We start from the raw sequence: 23,972 nt of genomic DNA on the forward strand, positions 1-23,972 counted from the left end.
CCCCTATCGTTCGGTCAGGTAGACAGCCGCCGATAATCGCGCTCGACGCTAAGCTGGCGTTCGCGCGGGTGTTTAGGGCCGCGGAAATCGGCGATGCTGCGGGGCGCGCCGGCCAGGGCCGAAGGGGGAGACGTGAGCAGCGGTCAGCTCTTTTCCGTACGCGGCGGCCGGCTGATCGCCGACAGCCGGGCGCTGTTCGCCGTGTTCCTGCTGACCGCCGTGGTCCTCGGCGCCGGCGCGCAGAGCGGGTCGGGACGGCCGGAAGCGGCGCTGCTGAGCGGCTATCTGGGCTACAGCGTCCTGCTGGCGGCCGGCTTCCGCAAGCCGGTCCTGGCCTATCGGCTGATGCGCGCGCACATCCTGCCGACCGCGATCGACCTGCTGGTGTTCACGGCGCTGATCTACATGACCCGCGGCGCCGAGAGCCCGTTCTTCAGCCCGCTGGTGTTCCTGATCCTCAGCGGGACGATCCAGTGGGGATCGCGCGGCGCCCTGGCGATGGGCGCGCTGGTGATCCTGGCCTACCTGCCGGCCGGCGTCGCCTCGACTTTCGGCAACGACGAAGCCGCGCTGCAGGCGACCGTCGTCCGCTTCGGCTACACGATCGTCGTCACCACGCTGCTGATGGCCTTCGGACGTCACCTGGAGCGGGTGGTCGCGGAGCTGTCGCGGCTCTCGGACCCGGTGCAGGAATCGGCCGGCGACCGCGAGCCGCCGATGCGCGAGCTGCTGGGCCACACGATCAACGTGTTCGGGGCGCGGCGCGGAGCGATCATCTGGAACGACGGCGAGGAGCCGTACGCCCGCGCCATGCTGTACGACCGCGGCGTCTTCACGCTCCAGGACCTGCCGCCGACCACCGACGACTGGCTGGTGGCCTCGCACCTGGCGCACGCGCCGTTCCTGTTCGAGTCGGCGAGCGGCATGACCATTACCCGCAGCGGCGCGCGGCCGAGCACCGAGACCGCGCCGCTGGCCGCCAACGTCGTGCAGGCGTTCGCGCTGGCCCGGGCGCTGGTGTTCCCCGTCTCCGCCGAGGGGCTGCGCGGCTGGGTGCTGATCCTCGACAGCGACGACTCCGCCTCCGAAGACCTGGCCGTGGCCGCCGTCGTCGGCGCCCAGCTGTCGGTGAGCCTGGAGCGCTGGCACACCCAGAAGGTCCGCCGCGAAACCGCCGCCGCCGAGCTGCGGATGCGGGTGGCGCGCGACCTGCACGACGGGGTGCTGCAGTTCCTGGCCGGCGCGGCCCTGCAGCTGGACGTGCTGTCGCGCGAGCCGGGCCTGGCGGACGACGGCAAGACGCGGCTGGCCGCGCTGCGGCTGGCGCTGGCCGACGAGCAGCGCGAATTGCGCGGCTTCATTTCCGCCATGCGGCCCATTCGCCGCGACCGGCCGCCGGCCCGTCAGGTGCTGAACGACGAACTGGTGCTGCTGGCCGAACGGCTGGCCCGCTATTGGAGCATTTCGGTGAGCGCCGAGATCTCGCCGGCCGGACTGCTGGTCTCCGACCAGGTCGGCTACGACATCGCCAGCATCGTGCGCGAGGCGGTCGCCAACGCCGTCCGCCACGGCCACGCCAGCCGGGTCGCGGTGACCGTCACCATGTCGAACGGCCTGGCCAGCATCCAGATCGACGACGACGGCGAGGGCTTCGGCTTCCACGGAGAACTCACCGACGACGAGCTGGCGCGGACCGATGCGGGGCCCAGGTCGCTGCAGGAGCGCATCGGCGCGCTCGGCGGCCGGCTCGGGCTGTCCAGCGGTCCCGACGGCGCCAGCCTGGCGATCGAAGTGCCGCTTCCGGAGACTGTGTGATGCCGTCCCTGATCATCGCCGACGACCACCCGCTGATGCTCAAGGGCGTGGTGGCGCTGTTCGCCGACACCCAGTTCGAGATCGTCGCCAGCTGCCTGGACGGGCAGCAGGCGCGTGCGGCGATCGCCGAACATGCGCCGGACCTGGCGATCCTCGACGTCAATATGCCGCGCGTTTCGGGCCTGGAACTGCTGCGGCAGGCGCGGGCCGAGCAGTGGCGCACGCGGATCGTGCTGCTGACCGCGGGGCTGGACCCCGAGCCGCTGGTCGAGGCTTTCAAGCTCCAGGTCGACGGGCTGATCCTGAAGGACGCCGGCGGCGACATGCTGCTGCGCTGCGCCGAGACGGTGATGGGCGGCGAGCAGTGGTTCGACAAGGAGGCCATGAAGCAGGTGATCGCCGTGGTCGCCGCGCCGGCCACCCCCCGCGCCGAGCTGACGCCGCGCGAGGCCGAGGTGGTCCGGCTGGTGGCGGTCGGCCGCCGCAACAAGGAGATCGCCCGGCTGCTGAACATCTCCGAGGGCACGGTGAAAATGCACCTGCACAACCTCTATGAGAAGCTGGAGGTCTCGTCGCGCACGGAGCTGGCGATCCTGGCGCTGGACCTGCGGCTGAACTGAGCGGCGGGCGGACGCGGCCGGAACCGGACCAGCCCGCGGGTCGCTAACAGACCCTATCGCCTTCGCCGGCTACGCCGGGACGCTCGCCCATCGTGCCTCCCGGCCAAGCCTTAGCGAAGAAGTTGCGGCGAACGATCGCGCGCCCCGCGGCGTTGATGGCGCAGGCCGGGAGACGCCGCGATGTCCGACTATCACCTCTACTACTGGTCCGTGCCGTTTCGCGGGCAGTTCGTGCGGGCGCTGCTCGCCCACGCCGGCAAGAGCTGGACCGAGGCCGGCGATGCGGCGATCGGCGAGCTGATGGCCGCGCCGCCGGCCGAAACGCCGGTCCCGTTCATGGGGCCGCCGCTGCTGATCGACCGCAGGGCCGATGTCGCCGTCGCCCAGATGCCGGCGATCGCGCTCTATCTCGGCGAGACGCTGGACCTGCTGCCGGCCTCGCCGGCGCTGCGCGCCCTGAGCCTGAAGGTGGTCAACGACGCCAACGACGTGATCGACGAGCTGACCCTCGACGGCGGCCGGCTGATGTGGACGGACGAACGCTGGCGCGAGTTCACGCCGCGGCTCGGCAAGTGGATGTCGATCTGGGAGGAGACCGGCGCCCGCCACGGCCTGAGCGCCGACGCCGGGCTGCTGCTGGGCGGCGAAGCGCCCGGCGTCGCCGACCTGGTGACGGCGACCCTATGGCGGACGATGGCCGAGCGCTTCGGCGAGATCGACGCGCTGCTCGACCAGACCGCGCCGATGACCGCCGCCCTGTCGCGCCGGATCGCCGCGCTGCCGGCCCAGGCCGAGCTCGCGGCGCGCACCCGCAAGGCCTACGGCGAGGCCTATTGCGGCGGCCAGATCGAGGCCTCGCTGCGCAAGGTGGCGGGCGGCTAGGTCAGCTGCGGCCGCCGCCCGGCCCAGGGCGCGGCCCGCTCGAGCTGGGCCGCCAGACGGAAGAGCGTCGCCTCTCCCCCCATCGCCGCGACGAACTGGACGCCGACCGGAAGCCCGTCGTCCGTCCAGGCCAGCGGCACGCTCATCGCCGGCTGGCCGGTGAGGTTGAAGATCCGGGTGTTGGGCATGAAGGCGCGGCGGGCGACGCCGGCCGGGCCCGGGGCGGCGCCGCGCAGCACGCCGAGCGCGACCGGCGGCGAGCCGAGCGTCGAGGTGACGACGACATCGAAGCGGCTGAACAGGCCCGCGACGGCTCGGCCATAGCCATGCACGACGCGCAAGGCGCTGACATAGTCCGAGGCGCTGTAGCCCTTGGCGTGCTGATAGCGGGCGAAGGTCAGCGGCTCGACGTCGGCCTCGTCGATCGGGCGGCCGAGCTGGCGGGCGCGATCGTCGAGATCGGCGGCGATGTGACCGGCGAGCACGGCGCTGGAGGCGGCGACGGCGGCGTCCAACCCCGCCGGCATGGCGAATTCCTCGACCTCGTGACCGAGCCCCGCCAGCAGCTCGACGGTCGCGGCCACCGCCTGACGGCATTCCCCGGAGATCGTACCGGCCTCGAAGGCCTCAGTCGTGAACCCGACGCGCAGGGCGCCGGGATCGCGGCCGCACTCCTCCAGGAACGGCCGCTCCTGCGGCGCGGCGGAGTAGGGATCGCCGACCTGCGGGGCGCAGACCGCGTCGAGCAGGGCCGCGGAGTCGCGGACGGTGCGGGTGACCGCGTGCTGGGCGTCGAAGCCGGCCAGCCCGTCGCTGGCGGGGGCGAACGAGACGCGGCCGCGCGAGGGCTTGAGCCCGAACAGCCCGCAGCAGGAGGCCGGAATGCGGATCGAGCCGCCGGCGTCGCTGGCGTGGGCGGCGGGCACGATGCCGGCGGCCACCGCGGCGGCCGATCCGCCCGAGGAGCCGCCGGCCGTGCGCGCCACGTCCCAGGGATTGCGGGTCGGGCCGTGCAGGTCGGGCTCGGTCGTGGCGTCGAGGCCGAGCTCGGGAAGATTGGTCTTGCCGAAGATCACCAGGCCGGCCCGGCGATAAGCGGCGACGATCGGAGCGTCGGCGGCGGCGACCTCGTGCTGATAGAGGCGCGAGCCGGCCGAGGTCGGCCAGCCGACCACGTGGGCGCCGTAGTCCTTGACCAGGAACGGCGCCCCGGCGAGCCGGCCTTGGCGCGGCCGCTCGGCCTCGGCGCGGGCGGCGGCGAGGTCGGTGTAGATCACGGCGTTGATGGCGGGATTGACCGCTTCGAGACGGCTCACCGCGGCTTCCAGCACCTCGGCGGCGCTGACCTCGCGGCGGGCGATCAGGTCGGCCAGGCCGACGGCGTCATGTTCGAGATACTCAGATGGCTTCACGCGCCCTCCTTCGCGCCGCGCGGTCGGCGACGCCAGGGGAGCTAGCACATGCTCCCCCCGCGAAAGCCAAGCTTGATTGAGACGCTCAACATGCGGGGAACCGGAACGATCTGCGGCGGCTTGTCGGAGTTCGGCGGCGCGGGACGTCCTTGGGGAGCGGCCGACGCCGCGCCATGAAAGGAAACCGTCGATGACCGATCAGACACTGGTTCCCGCCGCCCAGCTCGCCGCCGAAGGGCGCACGCCGTTCCCCGGCGAGAGCGCGGCCTATCGCCAGGCGCGCCGGGCGCTGCTGGCGCAGGAGATCGAGTTCCGCCGCCACATGACCCGGGTGGCCGAGCAGCGCCAGGCCCTGCCCGACGGGCCGGTGATCGAGAAGGACTACCGGTTCAAGGACGCGGGCGGCGGCGAGGTCGGACTGCGCGAGCTGTTCGGCGACAAGGAGACGCTGGTCTCGTACTTCTGGATGTACGGGCCGCAGCGCGAGCGTCCCTGCCCGATGTGCACCAACTGGCTGGGGGCGGTGGCCGGCAACGCCGCCGACATCGAGCAGCGCGTGGCCCTGAAGATCTTCGGCCGCAGCCCGGTGGAACGGCAGCTCGCCTTCGCGCAGGAGCGGGGCTGGCGCGACCTGGATTTCGTGCAGACGGTCGGCGACGACTACGGCCGCGACCTGGGGCTGCTGAACGAGGACGGTTCGGAGAACCCGGCGCTGGTGGTGTTCAGGCGCGACGGCGACCAGGTGCGGCTGTTCTGGGCCAGCGAGATGACCCTGGCGATGGCCGACCCCGGCCAGGATCCGCGCGACGCCCCCGACGTCGCGGCGCTGTGGTCGATTCTCGACCTCACCCCGGAAGGGCGGGGCGCCGACTGGTATCCGAAGCTGAGCTACTAGAGCCGCTCGATGTCGGGCAGGGTCCAGGCCTTCTGGAAGAAGGCCGGCTCGGGCCCGTAGATCCGGAACAGCACCTCGAAATCGCCCTTGGGGTCGGTCGGCACCCAGTTGCTGTCCTGGCCCGCCGGGGCCTTGGGCCCGAAGAAGACGTCCACCGAACCGTCGGCCGCCTTCTGCAGCACCGGGTTCTGGGACGAGCGGCTGGCGTAGGGCTGGCCGCGCACGAAGGCGTGGGTCTCGCGGTCATAGACGGTGGCCGACCAGTACTGCTTGACCGGCGCCTTGGCCGGGACGTGCAGGCGGTAGGTCTGGTCGCCGTGGAACGGCTGGCCGTCCTTGTCGCTGATGGTCATCAGATAATACTGGCCCGCGCCCAGGTGCTTGGCGCTGAAGAAGGCGTAGCTGTAGGCCAGCCCCCGCGCGTCCACCGGATAGGCCTCGAGATCGGCGTAGCCCTGCTGAAGGTTCTCGATCAGCTCCGGCGAGGCCGGCATCGCCCAGCGTGCGCCCTGGGCGAATGGGGCGGCGAAGGCGTCGGCGTAGTGGAGCGTCTGGTAGGCGTGGGCCTCGCGCGCAGCGTCCTCGAGGAGGTCCTTGGTGCGGGCGTCGGGGGCGAACGGCTTGCCCTTCTCGATGCCGATGGTCGCCAGCATGTCGATCATCACCCGGTCACGGTCGATCCAGGGTTCGACCTGCACCATGCGGTGCAACGCCTCGAAGAAGCGGATGTCGTAGGGGATGGTGGCGTCGAAGACGACGTCGACCGCGTCGCGCCAGACGCTCGGCGGCGGGGCGGCGGCGGCCGACAGCGGATAGACCCGGATCTGGCGGGCATAGTCCACCGCTGCGGCGATGTCGGCGTCGGAGCCGCTCTTCAGGATCGAGCGCAGCAGCGCGTAGCTCTGATAGGTCTCGCACGGCATCGCCAGATAGCCGCCTGGAACCTCGCCCTCATAGCCGGGCGGCAGCAGCAGGTACTTGCCGCCCTGGCCCTTGTCGACGCCGGCCGGGCCGACGTCCTCGACCGCCGTCTGCCAGCAGTCGTCGATCGAGCCGGTGATCGAGCCGCCGTCGGCGGGCGGGATCTCCAGCACCACCGGCCCTTCGCGGGTGTCGAAGAAGGGCATGATGTAGATGGCGTCGGGATTGGGCGTCAGCGTCTGGTTCTTCCAGTCGGGCAGCCGTGACCAGTAGACGATCTGGTTGGGGCCGCCCTGGGTCTCGCGGATCATGGCCTGCAGCATCAGGTCGTAGTTCACCGCCGGCATGCCCCAGATCACCGCCTGCACGGCGCGGCGGTGGATCATGCGGGCGGCGAGCTCGTCGGGCGCAAGGTCGGTCATGCCAGGTCTCCGGGGGCTAGACAGGCTGGGGATCGGGGAACGTCCAGCCGCCGTCGAGCACCTCGGCGCGCGGCCGGTAGAGCCGCACCCAGTAGTTCCAGCCCGGCGTGATCGGCAGGCAGTTGGCGACGTCGTCGGCGCAGCCGCCGAACTGGACGGTGACCGAGCCGTCGGCGTTCTTCTTGGCGGTCAGGTTGTTCAGCGAGTAGGCGTTGCGGTCGTTCTTCTCGAAATAGCCGTCGGCGTTGTAGACGCTGATCGACCAGAACCCGTCGACCGGGACGTCCTTGACCGTCAGGCGGTGGACGGTCTGGCCGTCGTTCTTGGGCGGCGTGACCGTGAGGTAGAGGGCGTCCTTCTCCGGATTGCCGCCCCAGCCGGTGGCCGCGCCGATCAGGTGGCGCAGCGGGTCGACGTCGGACTTGGCGCCGAACATCCGCCGGGTGTCCGGCAGGGTGCCGGCCAGCACGATCAGGGCGTCGCGGACCGTCTTCTGGCTGACCGGATCCCAGCTGGGGGTTTCGAACAGGCCCGGAGACTTCTGCTGCGCGGTGATCGCGTCCTGCAGCGCGTGGACGGCCTTCAGATCGGCCGGATCGTCGGGGTTCAGCAGGGTGCGGACGCCGACCATCATGTAGCGCGAGCCGACCGCGTCGCGGGTGTAGGTGTGCGCGCCCGGCCCGTAGGCCACCTCGATCACGTACTCGTCCTCGTCGAACACCTGCAGCGACATGAACCGCGGGCCGGCGTCCGGCATGGTCACGGTGACCGGCCCGGCGTCGAGGTCGAAGACCCCCGACGAATAGAGCGTGTCGCGGTTGGCCCGGACCACCGACTGCGCGTCGATCCGCATCGGTTCACGGTGATGGTGGAACTTGCCGAACCCGCCCTCGGCCGCCGAGTGGGCGAAGTACATGTCGGTTTCGGCGCGGGTGAAGTTCTCGACGGTGACGGGGACGGCTTGCGGCATGGGGCACCTCCGCCACCATCCTGCGAGCGCGGCTCAGTCGCGCCAATCGGGTGGTTTGCCCAAGCCGAGCGCTGCGTCCGCGAGGTCCTGCGGGTCGGCGACCAGGGCGTCGGCGCCGGCGGCCTCGAGCTCCTCGCGCGAGCCGTAGCCCCAGAGCACGCCGAGGGCGCGCACGCCGTTGGCGTGGGCGCCGGAGATGTCGTAGCGGCGGTCGCCGACCATCACGCAGGCGGCGGGGTCGAGGCCGTGGCGGGCGAGGATGTGGGCGATGAGCTCGGGCTTGTGGTCGAGCGCGCCGCCCGGCTCGGAGCCGTGGATGGCGGCGAAGCGCGGGGCCAGGCCGGTGTGATCGAGGATGCGCTCGGCGAACGTCCGGCGCTTGGAGGTCGCCAGGATCAGCTGGGCGCCGGCCGCGCGCAGGGCGTCGAGGGCCTCGGGGATCCCCGGATAGGGATCGCTGGCGAGCAGGCCGCGCGCGCCGTAGTCGTCGCGATAGGCGCTGACGGCCTCGTCGATGCGGTCGTCGCCGAAGGGCGCCAGCAGCACGTGCATGATGTCCTCGATCGGCGGCCCGATCAGGCCGGCGACGTCGGGCGCGCGATCGGGATCGTGACCGAGCGCGGCGAGCGCGGCGCGGCAGCTGGCGGCGATGCCCGGCAGCGAGTCGACCAGGGCGCCGTCGAGGTCGAGAAGGACTGTCGGTGGGAAGGACATGGCCGAGCTTAGCGCATGGCGCGGGCGCGGTCAGCCGAACGCGGTTATGGACGCCGGCGGGCGGCGGGCGCATGACGTCCCGAGATCACGACGAGGGGCGGACATGAAGGCTTACCGGTTCGACAGCTTCGACAGCCTGGACGCGCTGCGCCTGCGCGAGGAGGCCGATCCGGTCCCGCAGCGCGGCGAGGTGCTGGTGCGGGTGCACGCCGTGTCGCTGAACTATCGCGACCTGGCCATGCTGCGCGGTCGCTATCCGCGCAAGTGCGTGCCGGGCCACATCCCGACCAGCGACGCCGCCGGCGAGATCGTGGCGCTGGGCGAAGGGGTCGAGGCCTTCAAGGTCGGCGACCGGGTGATCGGCGCCTTCCACCCGCGCTGGTTCGGCGGCGAGATGCCCTCGACCATCCAGCGTGACAGCTACGGGGCCGAGAACGACGGCTGGCTGTGCGAGCTGAAGGCGGTCAGCCAGGAGGCCGTGGTCCGCATGCCGCAGAGCCTGTCCTACGACGAGGGCGCGACGCTGCCGTGCGCCGGGCTCACCGCATGGACGGCGCTGACCGGGCCGACGCCGATCCGCGCGGGGCACAGCGTGCTGGTGCAGGGCAGCGGCGGGGTGTCGATCTTCGCCCTGCAGCTGGCCCGCGCGGTGGGGGCCAGCGTCGTCGCCACGACGTCGAGCGCGGCCAAGGCCGAGCAGCTGAAGGCGCTGGGCGCGTCGGGGATCGTGAACTACGCCGAAGATCCGCAATGGGGCCGCAGCGTGCGCGCGCTGACCGGCGGCCGCGGCGTCGACCGCGTGGTCGAGGTCGGCGGGCCGGGCACCATCGGCCAGTCGCTGCGGGCCGTGGCGCTGGGCGGCGAGATCGCCTCCATCGGCTTCCTGAGCACCGACAACCCCGGCATCGACTTCTTCCAGCTGAAGTCGAGCGGCGCGAGCTTCCGCAACATCACCGTCGGCGACCGCGCCGCCCTGGTGGACTTCACGCGGGCGGTCGAGGCCAGCGGCCTGAAGCCGGTCGTCGATCACGTCTTCGGCTTCGATGAGGCGCGCGAGGCGTTCAGCCACCTCGAGGCCGGCGCGCACCTCGGCAAGGTGGTGATCAGCTGCGCCGGCTGAAGCGGGCGCTCTACTCCCAGGGATAGAAGGGCGGCATCTGCGAGGCGCGGCCGGCGAACTGCGGCTCGCGCTTCTCGAGGAAGGCGGCGACGCCTTCCTTGCCGTCGCCGATGCTGGCGTAGAACATCGCCAGGGAGTCGACGCGGTGGGCTTCCAGCGGGTGCGGCTGGGCGGCGTTGCGCAGCAGCATCTGGCGGGCCAGGGCGACGGCGACGGGCGAGCGCCCGGCGATGAACTTGCGGGCCAGGGCCTGGGCGTCGGCGACCAGGGTCTCGGGCGTGTGGACCGAGCGGGCGAGCCCGCCGCGCTGGGCCTCGGCGGCGTCGAAGATGTCGGCCGACAGCACCCACTCCAGCGCCTGCTGCGGGCCGACCAGGCGCGGCAGGAACCAGCTGGAGCAGGCCTCCGGCACGATGCCGAGCTTGCCGAACACGAAGCCGATGCGGGCCTTTTCCGAGACCATGCGGATGTCCATGGCCAGGGTCATGGTCGCGCCGATGCCGACCGCCGCGCCGTTGATGGCGGCGATGACCGGCTTCTTGCAGTTGAAGATCGCCAGGGTGACGCGGCCGCCGGTGTCGCGCACGCCGTCGACGATGGCCGGATCCTCCAGGCGATCGCGCATGTCGGCCATGGTCGGGGCCTGGGTCTCGTCGAGGCCGAAGACGTTGCCGTCGGCCGACAGGTCCATGCCGGCGCAGAAGGCGCGGCCGGATCCGGTGACCACCACGGCGCCGACGTCGTCGTCCTCGCTGGCGCGCTCGAAGGCGGCGATCAGCTCGTGGGCCATCTCGACGGTGAAGGAATTCAGCTGGTCGGGGCGGTTGAGCGTGAGGGTCAGGACGCGGTCCTCCACCTCCCAGAGCAGGGTGTTGTAGGTCATCGGCGTCTCCCCTCGTGATCTGCGGCCGCCAGTCAGCACAGCGGCGGGGCGGCGTCCAGAAGCCTCAAGGCTCGCCGCCCCCTTCCCCGCTCACCCCGGCGAAGGCCGGGGCCCAAGCCGCGCTTCGGCCATGGCTGGAGCGTCGCCTGCTTGTTTGCGAGTCCGCTTGGGTCCCGGCCTTCGCCGGGATGAGTGGTGTTGAGAGGCGATCCGGCGTTGCCGGACGGCGAGCGATGGGCGATGCAAGACGCCGAACAGCGCGCGCGACGACGCGCCTCGCCAACAAGGGAACGCACCATGAAGACGCGCATCACCGAACTGCTCGGCATCGAGCATCCGATCGTGCAGGGCGGCATGCACTTCGTCGGCTTCGCCGAGATGGCGGCGGCGGTGTCGAACGCCGGGGGGCTGGGCATCATCACCGGCCTGACCCAGGGCACGCCCGAGGGGCTGAAGGCCGAGATCGCCAAGTGCCGGACGCTGACCGACAAGCCGTTCGGGGTGAACCTGACCTTCCTGCCGTCGGTGACGCCGCCCGACTATCCGGGCTTCGTGCAGGTGATCGTCGAGAGCGGGATCAAGGTGGTCGAGACCGCCGGCAACAACCCGGCCAAGTGGCTGCCGATGCTGAAGGAAGCCGGCATCGTGGTGATCCACAAGTGCACCTCGGTGCGCCACGCGCTGAAGGCCGAGGCGATCGGCTGCGACGCGGTCAGCGTCGACGGCTTCGAGTGCGGCGGCCACCCCGGCGAGGACGACGTGCCGAACTTCATCCTGCTGCCGCGGGCCGGCGAGGAGCTGAAGGTGCCGTTCCTGGCCTCGGGCGGGATGGCGGACGGCCGCAGCCTCGTCGCCGCCCTGGCCATGGGCGCGGACGGCATGAACATGGGCACCCGCTTCATCGCGACGAAGGAAGCCCCGGTCCACCAGAACGTGAAGGACGCCCTGGTCGCGGCCAGCGAGCTGGACACGCGCCTGATCATGCGCCCGCTGCGCAACACCGAGCGGGTGCTGGTCAACGCCGGGGTCGAGCGGCTGCTGGAGAAGGAAAAGGAGCTGGGCGACAAGGTCACCTTCGCCGACATCGCCGCCGAGGTGGCCGGCGTCTATCCGCGCATCCTGCGCGACGGCGACATGGACGCCGGCGGCTGGTCGTGCGGCATGGTCGCGGGCCTGATCCACGACGTGCCGAGCGTGCAGGAGCTGATCGAGCGCACCATGGCCGAGGCCGAGCAGATCATCCGCGGCCGACTGGTCGGGCTGCTCGACGCGTAAGGACGCCTAACGCCGCTTCCTCCCCCGTCTCGACGGGGGAGGGGGACCGGCGCAGCCGGTGGAGGGGGCGAGACTGGGCGCTTAGCTTGCGGCTCGCCCCCTCCACCACCCTTCGGGCGGTCCCCCTCCCCCGCTGCGCAGGGGAGGAAGAGCGGCCGGCCAACGCCTGTCTGCAACTCAGACCCCCTGGGCCAGGCTGAGGGCGCCGAGATAGACGGCGGTCAGGCTGACGGTGTCGATGAGGCCGTGCAGCAGCATCGAGGGGATCAGCCCGCGGCGCGCGGCCAGCCGCACGCCGCCCAGCACCAGCCCGGCGGCGGCGGTCAGCAGCACCCCGCCGATCCCCTGGTAGCCGTGGGCGAAGCCGAAGACGCCGGCCTGGACCAGCAGGGCGAGGACGACGCCGGCGCGGCCGGGGCCGAACCCGGCCTCCAGCCGCGACTGCAGGAAACCGCGGAAGATCAGCTCCTCGCCGATCGCCGCCGAGGTCCAGGCGATGGCCAGCCAGGAGAGATACTTCCAGAGCTGGCCCTCGATCGAGGCGAAGGCGGCGGCCGAGGCCTGGGCCGGCTGGCCGAGCGCCGGCAGCACGAAGGCCATCAGCAGGCCCGCGCAGAGCGCCAGGGCCAGATAGCCGCCGCCGACCAGGAGCAGCGTCCGCCCCCAGGAGCCGGTGCGGCGCAGACCGACGTCGGCCCAGGCGAGGCCCCGCCATCGCAGCAGCAGGGTCGCAGCCGCCACCAGCAGCAGCATCCGCAGCGGCACCATCAGCTGGGCGACCACCGCGCCGCCGGCGTCGGGCGCCGGCAGGGCGAGCATCGCCGCGGCGGCGACCAGGATCAGGGCCACGTCGAGCCAGGCCGCCCGGCGGGGCGAGCGTTGAGCGGCGGCGAGCGGAACGTCGGCCATCGGGGCCTCCACGAGTCGAATGATCACATCCGGTCCAATTGCCCGCCACGGGTCAAGCTGGACGTTCGGCGAGGCTTGGCCCGAGGGCCGCCGCCGCCTATCTGGGCGCGATGATCAGACGCGCCACGCCCGCCGACGCCCCTGCCCTGCTCGCCCTCTGGCGGGCGGCGGTGGAGGCGACCCATCACTTCCTGACGCCGGCCGACGTCGACGCCATCGAGGACCAGGTGCGCGGCTACCTGGCCAGCGACGCCGAGCTGTGGACCGCCGAACGCGACGGGCGGCCGGTGGGCTTTCTGGGCCTGGACGGCGAGGAGATCGTCAGCCTGTTCGTCGACCCGGCCGTGCATCGCGGCGGCGTCGGCCGGGCGCTGATCGACCACGCCCTGGCCCGCGGGGCGACCTGGCTGGGGGTCAACGAGCAGAACCCGGGGGCCATCGCCTTCTATCAACGGCTCGGCTTTGCGGTGACGGACCGCTCGGACCTCGACAGCGAAGGACGGCCGTTCCCGATCCTGACCATGCGGCGGCGCTAGGCTAGTCTGGCCGCACGGGAGAAGCCGATGAGCAGTTTCAGTTCGATGTCCGAGCGCGCCTGGCGGGTGCGCGAGCTCTACGCCGGGGTCGAGGCCGAGCGTTACGGGCGGGCCTGGAGCCGCGAGGAGGTGGCGCTGGGCTTCGTCGGCGACGTCGGCGACCTGATGAAGCTGGTGCAGGCGGCCGAGGGCGTGCGGGCGATTCCGGACGCGCCCGGCAAGCTGGCGCACGAACTGGCCGACTGCCTGTGGAGCGTGATGACCCTGGCGCGGATGTACGACGTGGATCTCGAGGCGGCGTTCGCGACGACGATGGACGAACTGGAAGCCGGGCTCGCCCCGCGGGCGGCGCGCCCATGAGTCTGGCGATCACCCGCGCGCGCGCCGGCGACGCGGCCCTGCTGCAGAACCTCTTCCAGCTCTACACCCACGACTTCTCGGAGTTCTGGGCGGGGAGCGCGCGCGGCGAGCTGGGGGCCGATGGTCGGTTCACGGACTATCCGCTGGAGCCGTACTTCGCACGCCCCGGCTGGTCGGCCTGGGTGCTGAAGGCGGGCGAGGCGCCGGCCGGGTTCGCGCTGATCAACGACGAGGCCCACTCGGGCCTGCCGGCGCGGCGGTCGATGGCGGAGTTCTTCGTGGTCCGCAAACACCGCGGCCAGGGGGCCGGTCGGGCGGCGGCTCAGGCGCTGATCGCCGACGAACCGGGTGGCTGGGAGATCGCCGTGGCGCGGGCCAACACCGGGGCGCTGGCCTTCTGGCGCAAGGTGGCCGGCGCCTGCGCGGCCGGTCCGGTCGAGGAGCTGGACATTCGCAGCCCGGACTGGAACGGGCCGGTGCTGCGGTTCGCGGCGCGCTAGGGGTCTTCCCCGTTGCGCCAGCGCCAGGGGCCGTCGCTCTTGCGCCAGGCGATGTAGACGAGGATCGCCGTGGGGACCGTGATCGCCAGGACGTAGCCGACCGGATGAGATTCTAAGTACCGCGACCCCAGCAGGCCGACGGTCAGCAGGCTCGCCAGATAGACCGCGGTCACCGCCCAGCCCTGCCAACTGCACGGCAGGCCCGCGCCGTAGCCATAGCGTTTGACCCGGAACCAGGGCTTGCCCATCGAAGGCCTCCGCTTCGCGGTGGTCAGCTCTCCAGTTCGTAGCCGGCGTCGCGCCAGGCCTTGAGACCGCCGTCGAGGGCGACGGCGCGGGTGAAGCCGAGCTCGCGCAGGGTGGCCGCGGCCAGGGTCGAGATCTTGCCGAACTCGCAGCAGGCCAGGATCCGCACGGTCGGGTCGGGCAGCTCGGAATTGACCCGCAGCTCCAGCTGGCCGCGCGGCAGGTGGCGCGCGCCGGGGATGTGGCCGGCGTCGAAGGCGTCCTTCTCGCGCAGGTCGAGGATGACGATGTCGGCGCTGTTGCCGCCGATACGGCCGTGCAGCTCGACCAGCGACATGAACGGCACCTTCGCCGAGGCCTCGGCCAGCAGCTGAGCGACGGTCTTGCCGCCGCTCATGTTGGTGCGCAGCGCCTCGGTCAGGTGGGTCGGGGCCGAGAGGTCGAGGGCCTGCATCATCGCCACGAACTCGGCGCGGTCGGTCTTCGCCAGGCGCGGATTCGCGTCGATCTCGTCGCCGATCGTCGAGTGGGTGCGGCCCTTGTAGTCGTGGGCCGGGAAGACCAGCGTCTCGCGCGGCAGCTTCAGCAGCTTGTCGAACAGGCTCTCGTAAAGCGCGTGGGGATCGCCGGTCGGCAGGTCGGTGCGGCCGGTGCCGCCGATCAGCAGGGTGTCGCCGGTGAACACCCGGTCGGCCATCACCAGGCACATGGAATCGCGGGTGTGGCCGGGGGTGTGCAGGGCCTGGATGCGCAGCTCGCCGACGATCAGCATGTCGCCGTCGTCGAGCCGCAGGTCGGCGTAGGGCGCGGGGCTCAGCCGGTTCATCACCACCGGCGCCTGCAGCAGCTTCTGCAGCTCGCGGCTGGCCGAGAAGTGGTCGGCGTGGGTGTGGGTGTCGACGATGTAGCGGATGTGCAGGCCGAGCTGGCCGGCGAGACCGACATAGCGGTCGATCTGCGAGAACTCAGGGTCGATCAGCGCCGCGGCGCGGGTCGTCTCGCATCCCACCAGGTAAGACTGACAGCCGCCGGTCGGTATCTGTTCGAAGATCATCGCAGGGCCCCTGTGCGTCGCGCGGCGGACAGTCGCGCCAACCGCGGCCGGGCGCAAGCCGAACGGCGTTACTTGTGGGGCTTTCACCAGCGTGCGCCGCAGGGGGCGGCCCGATGGCGCACGGCCCCGCTCAGGCCGAGGCTGGCGCCCTGCGGGGAGACGTGTCCAGCGCCCCCGAACAACATCAGGGAGCGCGCGCGATGCCGAAGGGCAAACCCAACATCCTGTTCATCATGGGCGACGACATCGGCTGGTACAACATCAGCGCCTACAACCTCGGGGTCATGGGCTACCGCACGCCCAACATCGACCGCATCGCCCAGGAAGGCGCGCTGTTCACCGACTGGTACGGCCAGCAGAGCTGCACCGCCGGGCGCGCGGCGTTCCTGACCGGCCAGTCGCCGATCCGCACCGGCCTGACCAAGGTCGGGCTGCCGGGCGCGACGCTCGGGCTGACCGCGGAGGATCCCTGCATCGCCCAGGTGCTAAAGGCCCAGGGCTACGCCACCGGCCAGTTCGGCAAGAACCACCTGGGGGATCGCGACGAACACCTGCCGACCATGCACGGCTTCGACGAGTTCTTCGGCAATCTCTATCACCTGAACGCCGAGGAGGAGCCCGAGAACGAGGACTATCCGAAGGATCCGGAGTTCCGGAAGAAGTTCGGCCCGCGCGGCGTGCTGAAGTGCAAGGCCGACGGCAAGGGCGGCCAGACCATCGAGAACACCGGGCCGATGGACACCAAGCGGATGGAGACGGTGGACGAGGAGTTCCTGGCCAGCGCCAAGGACTTCATCCAGCGCAAGAACGGCGAGGGCGGTCCGTGGTTCTGCTACTTCAACTCGACCCGTATGCACATCTTCACGCACCTGAAGGCGGAGTCGAAGGGCAAGACCGGCCTTGGCCTCTATCCTGACGGGATGGTCGAGCACGACGGACATGTCGGCGAGCTGTTGGCGCTGGTCGACGAGCTGGGCGTCGCCGACGACACCATCGTCGTCTACACCACCGACAACGGCGCCGAGTGCTTCACCTGGCCGGATGGCGGCACGACCCCGTTCAAGGGCGAGAAGGCGACCAACTGGGAGGGCGGCTTCCGCGTGCCCTGCGCCATCCGCTGGCCCGGGACCATCAAGCCCGGCAGCGTGATCAACGAGATCTGCGCGCACGAGGACTTCCTGGCCACCCTGGCGGCGGCGGCGGGGGACACCGATGTCGTCGAGCGCGTCCGCAAGGGCGGTAAGATCGGCGACCAGACCTTCAAGGTTCACCTCGACGGCAACAATCTGATCCCGGCCTTCAAGGGCGAGACGAAGGAATGGCCACGGCAGGGCTTCGCCTATTGGAGCGACGACGGCGACCTGATGGCGGTGCGCGTCAAGCACTGGAAGGTCGCGTTCCTGACCCAGAACACCGAGATCAACCCGCACACGCCGCTGGGCGTCTGGCAGGGCGCGTTCACCAGCCTGCGCGCGCCGATGATGTACAACATCCGCTCGGACCCGTTCGAGCGCGGCCCGGAGAGCATCAACTATGCGGACTTCGTCGCCCGGCGGATGTTCCTGATGGTGCCGGCCCAGGCGATCGTCGCCAAGCTGCTGGAGACCTTCAAGGAGTTCCCGCCGCGGGCCAAGGCGGCGAGCTTCACGGTCAGCGACGCGATGGAGAAGATCGCCACCGCCAGCCCGAACCAGAACTGACGAGCGGCGGCCGGCGCGCTCAGCGGCGCGCCGGCCTGACGCCGCCTAGAGCTTGGCGATGTCGTCGGGCTTCCAGGTCTTGTCGAAGAACGGCTCCAGCGGGCCATAGAAGCGGAACAGCACGAACCAGCCCTTGCCCGGCCGGGTCTGGATCCAGTTCTTCTCCTTGCCGGCCGGCGCCGTCGGCCCGAACCAGATATCGATGGAGCCGTCGGGATTGACCTGCGGGTCGGTGTAGGTGCTGACCGAGGGAAACGGCTGGTCGTTGCGCAGGATCGAGCGGCTGTCGGCGTCGTAGGCCACCACCGACCAAAAGTTCTTGGCCGGCAGGTTCGGCGGCACGTGCAGGCGGTAGTCGCGGCCGCCGTCGAGGAAATCGCCGTCGGCGTCCTTGGCTGCGGTGAGATACTGCGAGCCGACCCCGACGTGCTTGTCGACCATGGCCGGCGACATGCCGATCGCGATGTAGGCGAAGGCGCTGCGCCGGTCGGTGTTCACGTAACCCTGGCTGTCCCAGGCGGCGCTGCCGCCGACGAAGGCCCATTCCCAGGCGCGGTCGGAATAGACGCGCGCGGCCTCGTCCTGGGTGTCGAAGCTGTTGGCGCGGGCGATCGCGCCGGCGAAGCGGGCGGCCGCGTCCAGCGAGGCCTTGCGCGCGGCGTCCGGGGCGAAGGGCTTGCCCTTCTCGATGCCGATGGCGGCCAGCTGGAAGCGTTCGTGGCTGGGGATGACGTCCTGCGGCTCGCGCGCGATCATCCAGGCCAGGTCCTCGAAGTAGCGGCCGTCGTCGGAGAAGATGGTGTCGACCTCCTGGCGCGAGCCGTTGAACACGGTCAGGGCCGGCGGCGCGGCGGCCTGGGCCAGCGGATAGATCTTCATGCTCGAGATCAGGGCCGCGGCCTTGTCGGGCTTGCCGTCGACCTGGAACCCGCGCACGCCGAACACGGCGCTGAAGGTGCGCGACTTGGCGGTGATGTAGCCTTCGGGCGCGGGCCCCTCGTGGTCGGGCGGCAGCAGCAGCAGCTTGCCGCCCTGGCCCTTGTCGGCGCCGGTGGGGCCGATGCCGAAGATCTCGGTCTGCCAGAGGTCGCTGACCCCGCCGAGCAGGCCGGGGGGCGCCTCGATCACCACCGGGCCGTCGCGCTTCAGATCGACGGCGACCAGGCCGTAGACCGTCTCGGTGTTGCCGGTGAGCAGCAGGGTCTGGCCGTCCATCAGGTTCGCCCAGAGCACCAGCTGGTTGGGCGCGCCGGTCCCGGCCTGCGCCACGCCCTTCCAGACGTGATGCCAGGAGACCCCGTGCATCTGGACGAGGTAGGCCTCGACCGCGCGATTGAAGGCCAGCTGCTCGCGCAGGGCGGCCGCGGCGGCGGGCGTGGGATAGCCGCCTTTGAACTCGAAGGTCTCGTCGCCGACCTTGAGGGTCTCGGTCTCCAGCCAATGATGATCGGCGGCCTGGGCCATCTTCGCGCTCCACGGGGGTAAGGGAGAGCCAAGCCTAGGCGGGGGCGCGGCCGCGCCGGTATCGGGCCGAACCCGGAGGGCGCGCGGCGAGGCGCAGGGGCGACAGCTGGGGATCGGCGCCTACCCGTGATTGACGCAGCGGAGGCTTTCGCGTCCCATCGCTGCGACATTCTGTCCAGCTTGAGAGAGACCGATGGCGAGCGACCAGACGCCCGGACAAGACGCGCCGAAACCCCAGGGCTGGATGCGGAAACTGCGCGCCAGCAAGATGCCGGGGCTGATGGCGGCGGGTCTGGTGATCGCCGCGTTCGGCGGCGGGGTGCTGTCGGCCAAGGGCGTCGACTGGTTCGGCAAGCCCTCGGAGCAGACCCAGGTCGCGCCGGGCGCGCAGGGCTGGTCGCTGTTCGGCAAACCCCGCGACGCCAAGGCTGCAAGGCGTGGAATCCCCAAGCCGGAGGGGTTCGCGGTCTGGCGCCACCGGATCGACACCTCGGCCAACCAGCCGGCCGCCTGCATCGAGCTGACCCGGCCGCTGGATCCGGCCAAGTCCTATGCCGACTACGTGCTGGTCTCGCCCGACCTGGGCGGCGCGCCAGCCGTCACCGTGAAGGGATCGGAGCTGTGCATCGGCGGGACCGGCTTCGCCGACCGCCGCGTGACCTTGCTGAAGGGGCTGCCGTCGAAAGGCGGCGAGACCCTGGCGGCCAACGCCGACGTCGATTTTACCTTTGGTGAGCGGCCGCCCTTCGTCGGCTTCGCCGGCGAGGGCGTGATCCTGCCGCGCGAGGATTCCGACGGCGTCGGGATCGAGACGGTCAATGTCAGCCGACTGTCGGTCGAGGTCTGGCGGGTCGTCGACCGAAACCTGGTGCGCAAGTCGATCAGCGCCCCCGACCCCACCGCCGAGGGCGAGTGGCCGAGCGACTACGGCTCCGACAGCCCCGACGACGAGGGCCGGGTGGTCTGGAAGGGCGAGCTGCCGGTGACGACGCAGGGCGCGGGCGAGCGGGTGACCACGGTGTTCCCGCTGGGCGCGGTGCTGAAGGAGATGAAGCCCGGCGCCTATGTGATCAAGGTGCGCGACGCCTCCGGCGGCCGCTCGATCAAGGGCGAGGGCTCCGACGACGACTATGACCCCAACCCGCCGGCCCAGGCGCGGCGCTGGGTGGTGTTCACCGACATGGCGCTGTCGGCCTATGACGGGTCCGAGGCGCTGGACGTGGTGGTCCGCTCGCTGAAGACCGCCAAGGTGATGCCGAACGTGCGGGTGACCCTGGTGGCGCGCAACGGCGAGGACCTGGCCGTCGCGCAGAGCGACGCGCAGGGCCGGGTGCGCTTCGACCGCCCGCTGCTGGACGGCGAAGGCGCGGCCGACGCCAAGATGGTCATGGCCTATGGCGCGCAGGGCGACCTGGCGGTGCTGGACCTGGACCGCGCGCCGGTGGACCTGTCGAAGCAGGGGATCGGCGGGCGCACCGAGGACAGCGGCGTTTCCGGCCGTACGGCGCAGACCGCCATCGACGGCTATCTCTACGCCGACCGCGGCATCTATCGGCCCGGCGAGACCGTGCACCTGAACGCCCTGCTGCGCGACCGCGAGGCCAAGGCGGTGAAGGACCGCAAGGGCGCGGTCGTGGTGCGCCGTCCCTCGGGCGTCGAATACAAGCGCTACCCGTTCGACAAGGCGCCGCTTGGCGCCGTGCCGGTCGACATCGAGCTGCCCAAGAGCGCGCCGCGCGGGCGCTGGACCGCCAAGCTGGAGATCGACGGGCTGGACAAGCCGGCCGGCGAGCTGTCGTTCCAGGTCGAGGACTTTGCGCCGCAGCGGCTGGCGGTCACCGCCGTCGGCCAGGAGGCCGTGCCGCTGAAGGCCGGCGAGACCCGCAACATCGACGTCACCGCGCGCTTCCTCTACGGCGCGGCGGGGGCGGGCCTGCAGACCCAGGGCGAGGCGCGGCTGCGCGTCGACGCCAACCCGTTCCCGGCCTTCGAAGGCTATCAGTGGGGCGACCAGCGCGAGCCGTTCGCCGAGAAGTTCCTGGAGGTCGGCCAGACCGTCACTGACGGCTCCGGTCGCGCGGTGCTGGCCTTGTCGTCTGAGGAAGCGGGCGACACGCCCCAGCCGCTGACCGCCGCCTTCACCGCCAGCGTGTTCGAGCCGGGCGGGCGCCCGGTGCGCGAAGGTCTAGACCTGAAGGTGCGGACCAAGGCCGTCTATCTGGGCGCCAAGATCGACCAGGGGGACTCGAACGGCTCGGGCGACCCGACCATGCTGATCGACCTGATCGCGGTGAACGCCGCCGGCCAGCGGATCGCCGCGCCGGCCACGACCTACACCCTGATCTCCGAGAACTGGGACTATGACTGGTTCCAGCAGGACGGCCGCTGGCAGTGGCGGCGGACCAGCCGCGACGTGGTGGTGGCGAAGGCCAATGTGAACCTCGCCGCCGGCCAGCCGACCCGGATCAGCCGCCGGCTGGGCTGGGGCGACTACCGGCTGGAGATGACCGGACCGGGCGGCGCCAAGAGCGTCATTCGCTTCGCGTCGGGCTGGGGCGCGCCGGCCAAAGACGTCGAGGCCCCCGACTTCGTGCGGGTCAGCGCCGGGGCCAAGCCCTATGCGCAAGGCGACACCGTCGAGATCACGCTGAAGCCGCCCTATGCCGGCGAGGCTCAGATCGCCGTCGCCACCGACCGGCTGATCGACCTGAAGACCGTCACCGTCGGCAAGGACGGGGCGACGGTGCGGCTGAAGACCAGCGCCGCCTGGGGCGGCGGGGCCTATGTGCTGGTCAGCGTCGTGCAGCCGCGCGATCCCGTAGCCTCGCCCAAGCCGCGGCGGGCGCTGGGCCTGGTCTATGTGCCGCTGGACCCGAAGGACCGGAAGCTGAACGTCGAGCTGAACACCCCGGCCAAGATCGACTCCAAGGCGCTAGTCGAGGTGCCGATCACCATCAAGGGCGCCGGGTTCGGCGGCCGCGCGCGGGTCACCCTGGCGGCGGTCGACGAGGGCATCCTGCAACTGACCAAGTTCCAGAGCCCCGATCCGGTGAAGTGGTACTTCGGCAAGCGGGCGCTGACGCTGAACTACCGCGACGACTACGGGCGGCTGCTGGACCCGAACCTGGGCGCGCCGGCCAACGTCAACTTCGGCGCCGACGGCATCGGCGGCGAGGGCCTGAGCGTCACGCCGATCAAGACCGTGGCCCTGTGGTCGGGCGTGGTCGAGACCGGGCTCGACGGCAAGGCGGTGATCAAGCTGCCGGCCGCCCAGTTCAACGGCGAGCTGCGGCTGATGGCGGTGGCCTGGACCGACACCGCGGTGGGGTCGGCCAGCAAGCCGCTGACCGTGCGCGAGGCGGTGGTCGCCGACCTCGCCCTGCCCCGCTTCCTGGCGCCGGGCGACAAGGCGTTCGCGACGCTGGAACTGCACAACATCGAGGGCAAGGTCGGCTCGTACATCGCCGAACTGACCAGCGGCGGCGGTGTGCTGGCGCCGTTCAAGAAGGCCTTCCAGCTGGCGCTCAGCCAACGCGTGGCCGAGAAGATCCCGTTCAGCGCGCCGGGCCGGGCCGGCATCGGCCAGGTGGGCTTCAAGGTCTCCGGGCCGGGCTTCTCGACCGCCAAGGACTACCCGATCCAGACGCGGCTGGGCTGGAGCCCGGTCACCCGGACGACCTATGAGCTGCAGCAGCCGGGGGCGGCGTTCACGCCGGCCTCCAGTCTGCTGGCGGGCCTCGCGGCCGGGGACGTCACCCTGCACGTCAGCTACTCGCCGTTCCGCGGCTTCGACCCGGCCCCGATCGCCAACGCCCTGTCGCGCTATCCCTATGGCTGCACGGAGCAGACGGTGTCGGCCGCCTATCCGTTGATCTACGCGGCGGAGGTCGCCAGCGATCCGAAGCTGAAGCGCTCGTCCGTGGCCCTGGCCGGGGCGGTCGGACGGCTGCTGGACCGGCAGACCCTGGACGGGGCCTTCGGGCTCTGGCGAGTCGGCGACGGCGAGGCCGATCCCTGGCTCGGCGCCTACGTCACCGACTTCCTGCTTGAAGCGCAGAAGGCCGGGACGCCGGTGCCGCAGGAGGCGATCGACCGGGCGCTCAGCGCCATGCGTCAGGTCTCGCGGCCGGAGGGCTGGGCGTCGGTCTCCTACCGGATGGAGTATCCGGACTGGTGGGCCGGCGGATCGGACGCCTCGAAGAAGGCGACCGAGCGGATGCGCAGTCGGGCCTCGGCCTATGCGCTCTACGTGCTGGCCAAGGGCGGTCGCGGCGACCTGGCGCGGCTGCGCTGGTGGCACGACGTGCAGATGAAGACCGAGGCCTCGCCGCTGGCCAAGGCGCAGGTCGGCGCGGGTCTGGCGATGATGGGCGACAAGGCCCGGGCGCGCTCGTCCTTCCGCCAGGCGATCGCCGCGCTCGGCTATCGCGACGAGGCCGACTGGTACCAGAGCCCGCTGCGCGACATCGCCGCCGTGACGGCCCTGGCCTACGAGGCCGGCGAGACCGACCTGGCGCGCGGGCTGCAGAAGCGGCTGGAGAATGCGGTCAAGGATCCCGACAGCCTCAACACCCAGGAGCAGGCGCGGCTGCTGCAGGCGGCGCACTGGATGCTGAAGGCGGCCGGCGCGATCCGCATCGACGCCCAGGGCGCCGAGCCGCTGACCGCGGTCGGCGGCGCGCCGCGCTGGGCGGTCGGCAAGCTGGCCGAGGCCCGCTTCGTCAACGCCGGCAAGGGTGCGCTCTGGCGCACGGTGACGGTGACCGGCACGCCGGTCGCTCCGCCGCCCGCCGAGGACAACGGCATCACGCTCTCCAAGCGACTGGTCGGGTTCACGGGCGGATCGGTCGATCCCTCGGCCCTGACCCAGGGCGAGCGGGTGATCGTGGTGGTGTCGGGCCGCTCGGGCCAGAGCCGCTCGATGTCGCTGGTGGTCGACGACCCGCTGCCGGCCGGCTTCGAGATCGAGACCGTGCTGGGACCGGACGACGCGCAGAGCGGGCCGTTCAAGTTCCTCGGCGAGCTCTCCAGCGCCGACGTGCAAGAGGCCCGCGACGACCGCTATGTCGCGGCCATGGACCTGGCCGGCAAGGGCGCCTTCACCTTCGCCTATGTGGCGCGAGCGGTGACGCCGGGCGACTTCCTGCTGCCGGGGGCGCAGGCCAAGGACATGTACCGTCCGAGCCTGAACGCGCGCACCGGCGCCAGCCGCACGGTGATCGCGCCCGGGCCATGAGCAGCGACGTCAGCGAGCCTTCTCCCCTTGCGGGAGAA

Annotated in this window: 20 protein-coding genes; 11 read left to right on the forward strand and 9 right to left on the reverse strand. The window is 71.3% G+C overall.

Annotated features, from left to right (window positions below; genetic code table 11):
* Nucleotides 1-132: 132 nt before the first annotated feature.
* The 3 genes from ACSQ2H_RS20050 to ACSQ2H_RS20060 all read left to right on the forward strand — a co-directional run bounded on the left by ACSQ2H_RS20050 (nt 133) and on the right by ACSQ2H_RS20060 (nt 3,317).
* Nucleotides 133-1,815: a sensor histidine kinase gene (locus tag ACSQ2H_RS20050; RefSeq protein WP_436063129.1), complete on the forward strand. Its 1,683-nt coding sequence runs from the start codon at nt 133-135 to the stop codon at nt 1,813-1,815.
* Nucleotides 1,815-2,435: a response regulator gene (locus ACSQ2H_RS20055; RefSeq protein WP_436063130.1), complete on the forward strand. Its 621-nt coding sequence runs from the start codon at nt 1,815-1,817 to the stop codon at nt 2,433-2,435. The genes ACSQ2H_RS20050 and ACSQ2H_RS20055 overlap by 1 nt, the downstream gene beginning before the upstream one ends.
* 180 nt (nt 2,436-2,615) lie before the next feature.
* Nucleotides 2,616-3,317, forward strand: coding sequence for a glutathione S-transferase (locus ACSQ2H_RS20060; RefSeq protein WP_436063131.1), 702 nt, complete (start codon nt 2,616-2,618; stop codon nt 3,315-3,317).
* Here ACSQ2H_RS20060 and ACSQ2H_RS20065 read toward each other — a convergent pair.
* Entirely contained in the window at nt 3,314-4,729 is a 1,416-nt protein-coding gene (locus ACSQ2H_RS20065; RefSeq protein WP_436063132.1) for an amidase, read from the reverse strand. The genes ACSQ2H_RS20060 and ACSQ2H_RS20065 overlap by 4 nt on opposite strands.
* A 190-nt stretch (nt 4,730-4,919) precedes the next feature.
* Between ACSQ2H_RS20065 and ACSQ2H_RS20070 the strand changes: the two genes are divergently transcribed.
* Nucleotides 4,920-5,624, forward strand: a complete 705-nt coding sequence (locus ACSQ2H_RS20070; protein ID WP_436063133.1) for a DUF899 family protein — start codon at nt 4,920-4,922, stop codon at nt 5,622-5,624.
* Here ACSQ2H_RS20070 and ACSQ2H_RS20075 read toward each other — a convergent pair.
* From ACSQ2H_RS20075 to ACSQ2H_RS20085, 3 genes are read right to left on the reverse strand one after another with little or no spacing between them, the layout of a single operon-like run.
* Nucleotides 5,621-6,967 carry a DUF1254 domain-containing protein gene (locus tag ACSQ2H_RS20075; RefSeq protein ID WP_436063134.1) on the reverse strand — a complete coding sequence of 449 codons (1,347 nt, stop codon included), beginning with the start codon at nt 6,965-6,967 and terminating at the stop codon, nt 5,621-5,623. The genes ACSQ2H_RS20070 and ACSQ2H_RS20075 overlap by 4 nt on opposite strands.
* 16 nt (nt 6,968-6,983) lie before the next feature.
* Entirely contained in the window at nt 6,984-7,937 is a 954-nt protein-coding gene (locus ACSQ2H_RS20080) for a DUF1254 domain-containing protein (protein WP_436063135.1), read from the reverse strand.
* 33 nt (nt 7,938-7,970) lie between these two features.
* A complete protein-coding gene (locus ACSQ2H_RS20085) occupies nt 7,971-8,651 on the reverse strand; it encodes an HAD hydrolase-like protein (protein WP_436063136.1) in 681 nt (226 codons plus the stop codon).
* A gap of 103 nt (nt 8,652-8,754) precedes the next feature.
* On the opposite strand from ACSQ2H_RS20085, the gene ACSQ2H_RS20090 reads away from it, so the two are divergent.
* Nucleotides 8,755-9,771 (forward strand): zinc-dependent alcohol dehydrogenase family protein, encoded by a 1,017-nt coding sequence (locus tag ACSQ2H_RS20090; RefSeq protein ID WP_436063137.1) that lies wholly within the window; start codon nt 8,755-8,757, stop codon nt 9,769-9,771.
* A 10-nt stretch (nt 9,772-9,781) separates the two neighbouring features.
* Here the strand turns inward: ACSQ2H_RS20090 and ACSQ2H_RS20095 are convergent, their stop codons facing one another.
* Entirely contained in the window at nt 9,782-10,654 is an 873-nt protein-coding gene (locus tag ACSQ2H_RS20095) for a crotonase/enoyl-CoA hydratase family protein (RefSeq protein ID WP_436063138.1), read from the reverse strand.
* A gap of 297 nt (nt 10,655-10,951) precedes the next feature.
* Here ACSQ2H_RS20095 and ACSQ2H_RS20100 point away from each other — a divergent pair, with 297 nt between their 5' ends.
* Entirely contained in the window at nt 10,952-11,929 is a 978-nt protein-coding gene (locus ACSQ2H_RS20100; protein ID WP_436063139.1) for an NAD(P)H-dependent flavin oxidoreductase, read from the forward strand.
* A gap of 177 nt (nt 11,930-12,106) precedes the next feature.
* On the opposite strand, the gene ACSQ2H_RS20105 is transcribed toward ACSQ2H_RS20100, so the two are convergent.
* On the reverse strand, nt 12,107-12,838 hold the full coding sequence (locus ACSQ2H_RS20105; RefSeq protein ID WP_436063140.1) for a CPBP family intramembrane glutamic endopeptidase: 732 nt from the start codon (nt 12,836-12,838) through the stop codon (nt 12,107-12,109).
* Nucleotides 12,839-12,948: 110 nt separating this feature from the next.
* Here ACSQ2H_RS20105 and ACSQ2H_RS20110 point away from each other — a divergent pair, with 110 nt between their 5' ends.
* From ACSQ2H_RS20110 to ACSQ2H_RS20120, 3 genes are read left to right on the forward strand one after another with little or no spacing between them, the layout of a single operon-like run.
* The gene (locus ACSQ2H_RS20110; protein ID WP_436063141.1) at nt 12,949-13,374 is read left to right on the forward strand and encodes an acetyltransferase; all 426 of its coding nucleotides are present in this window, start codon (nt 12,949-12,951) and stop codon (nt 13,372-13,374) included.
* 27 nt (nt 13,375-13,401) lie between these two features.
* On the forward strand, nt 13,402-13,734 hold the full coding sequence (locus ACSQ2H_RS20115) for a MazG nucleotide pyrophosphohydrolase domain-containing protein (protein ID WP_436063142.1): 333 nt from the start codon (nt 13,402-13,404) through the stop codon (nt 13,732-13,734).
* Nucleotides 13,731-14,234 carry a GNAT family N-acetyltransferase gene (locus tag ACSQ2H_RS20120; RefSeq protein WP_436063143.1) on the forward strand — a complete coding sequence of 168 codons (504 nt, stop codon included), beginning with the start codon at nt 13,731-13,733 and terminating at the stop codon, nt 14,232-14,234. Before ACSQ2H_RS20115 ends, ACSQ2H_RS20120 begins: the two co-directional genes overlap by 4 nt.
* Here ACSQ2H_RS20120 and ACSQ2H_RS20125 read toward each other — a convergent pair.
* Nucleotides 14,231-14,482 (reverse strand): hypothetical protein, encoded by a 252-nt coding sequence (locus ACSQ2H_RS20125; RefSeq protein WP_436063144.1) that lies wholly within the window; start codon nt 14,480-14,482, stop codon nt 14,231-14,233. The two genes, ACSQ2H_RS20120 and ACSQ2H_RS20125, sit on opposite strands and share 4 nt — an antisense overlap.
* 23 nt (nt 14,483-14,505) lie before the next feature.
* On the reverse strand, nt 14,506-15,534 hold the full coding sequence (locus ACSQ2H_RS20130) for an MBL fold metallo-hydrolase (protein WP_436063145.1): 1,029 nt from the start codon (nt 15,532-15,534) through the stop codon (nt 14,506-14,508).
* Nucleotides 15,535-15,734: 200 nt separating this feature from the next.
* Here ACSQ2H_RS20130 and ACSQ2H_RS20135 point away from each other — a divergent pair, with 200 nt between their 5' ends.
* Nucleotides 15,735-17,234, forward strand: coding sequence for an arylsulfatase (locus ACSQ2H_RS20135; protein ID WP_436063146.1), 1,500 nt, complete (start codon nt 15,735-15,737; stop codon nt 17,232-17,234).
* 45 nt (nt 17,235-17,279) lie between these two features.
* Here the strand turns inward: ACSQ2H_RS20135 and ACSQ2H_RS20140 are convergent, their stop codons facing one another.
* Entirely contained in the window at nt 17,280-18,698 is a 1,419-nt protein-coding gene (locus tag ACSQ2H_RS20140) for a DUF1254 domain-containing protein (RefSeq protein ID WP_436063147.1), read from the reverse strand.
* Between the two features lie 193 nt (nt 18,699-18,891).
* On the opposite strand from ACSQ2H_RS20140, the gene ACSQ2H_RS20145 reads away from it, so the two are divergent.
* A complete protein-coding gene (locus tag ACSQ2H_RS20145) occupies nt 18,892-23,934 on the forward strand; it encodes an alpha-2-macroglobulin family protein (protein WP_436063148.1) in 5,043 nt (1,680 codons plus the stop codon).
* The last annotated feature ends 38 nt before the right edge of the window (nt 23,935-23,972 follow it).

This window comes from Phenylobacterium sp. LjRoot97, assembly GCF_964254345.1.
In the GTDB taxonomy this organism is placed as follows: Bacteria; Pseudomonadota; Alphaproteobacteria; order Caulobacterales; family Caulobacteraceae; genus Phenylobacterium.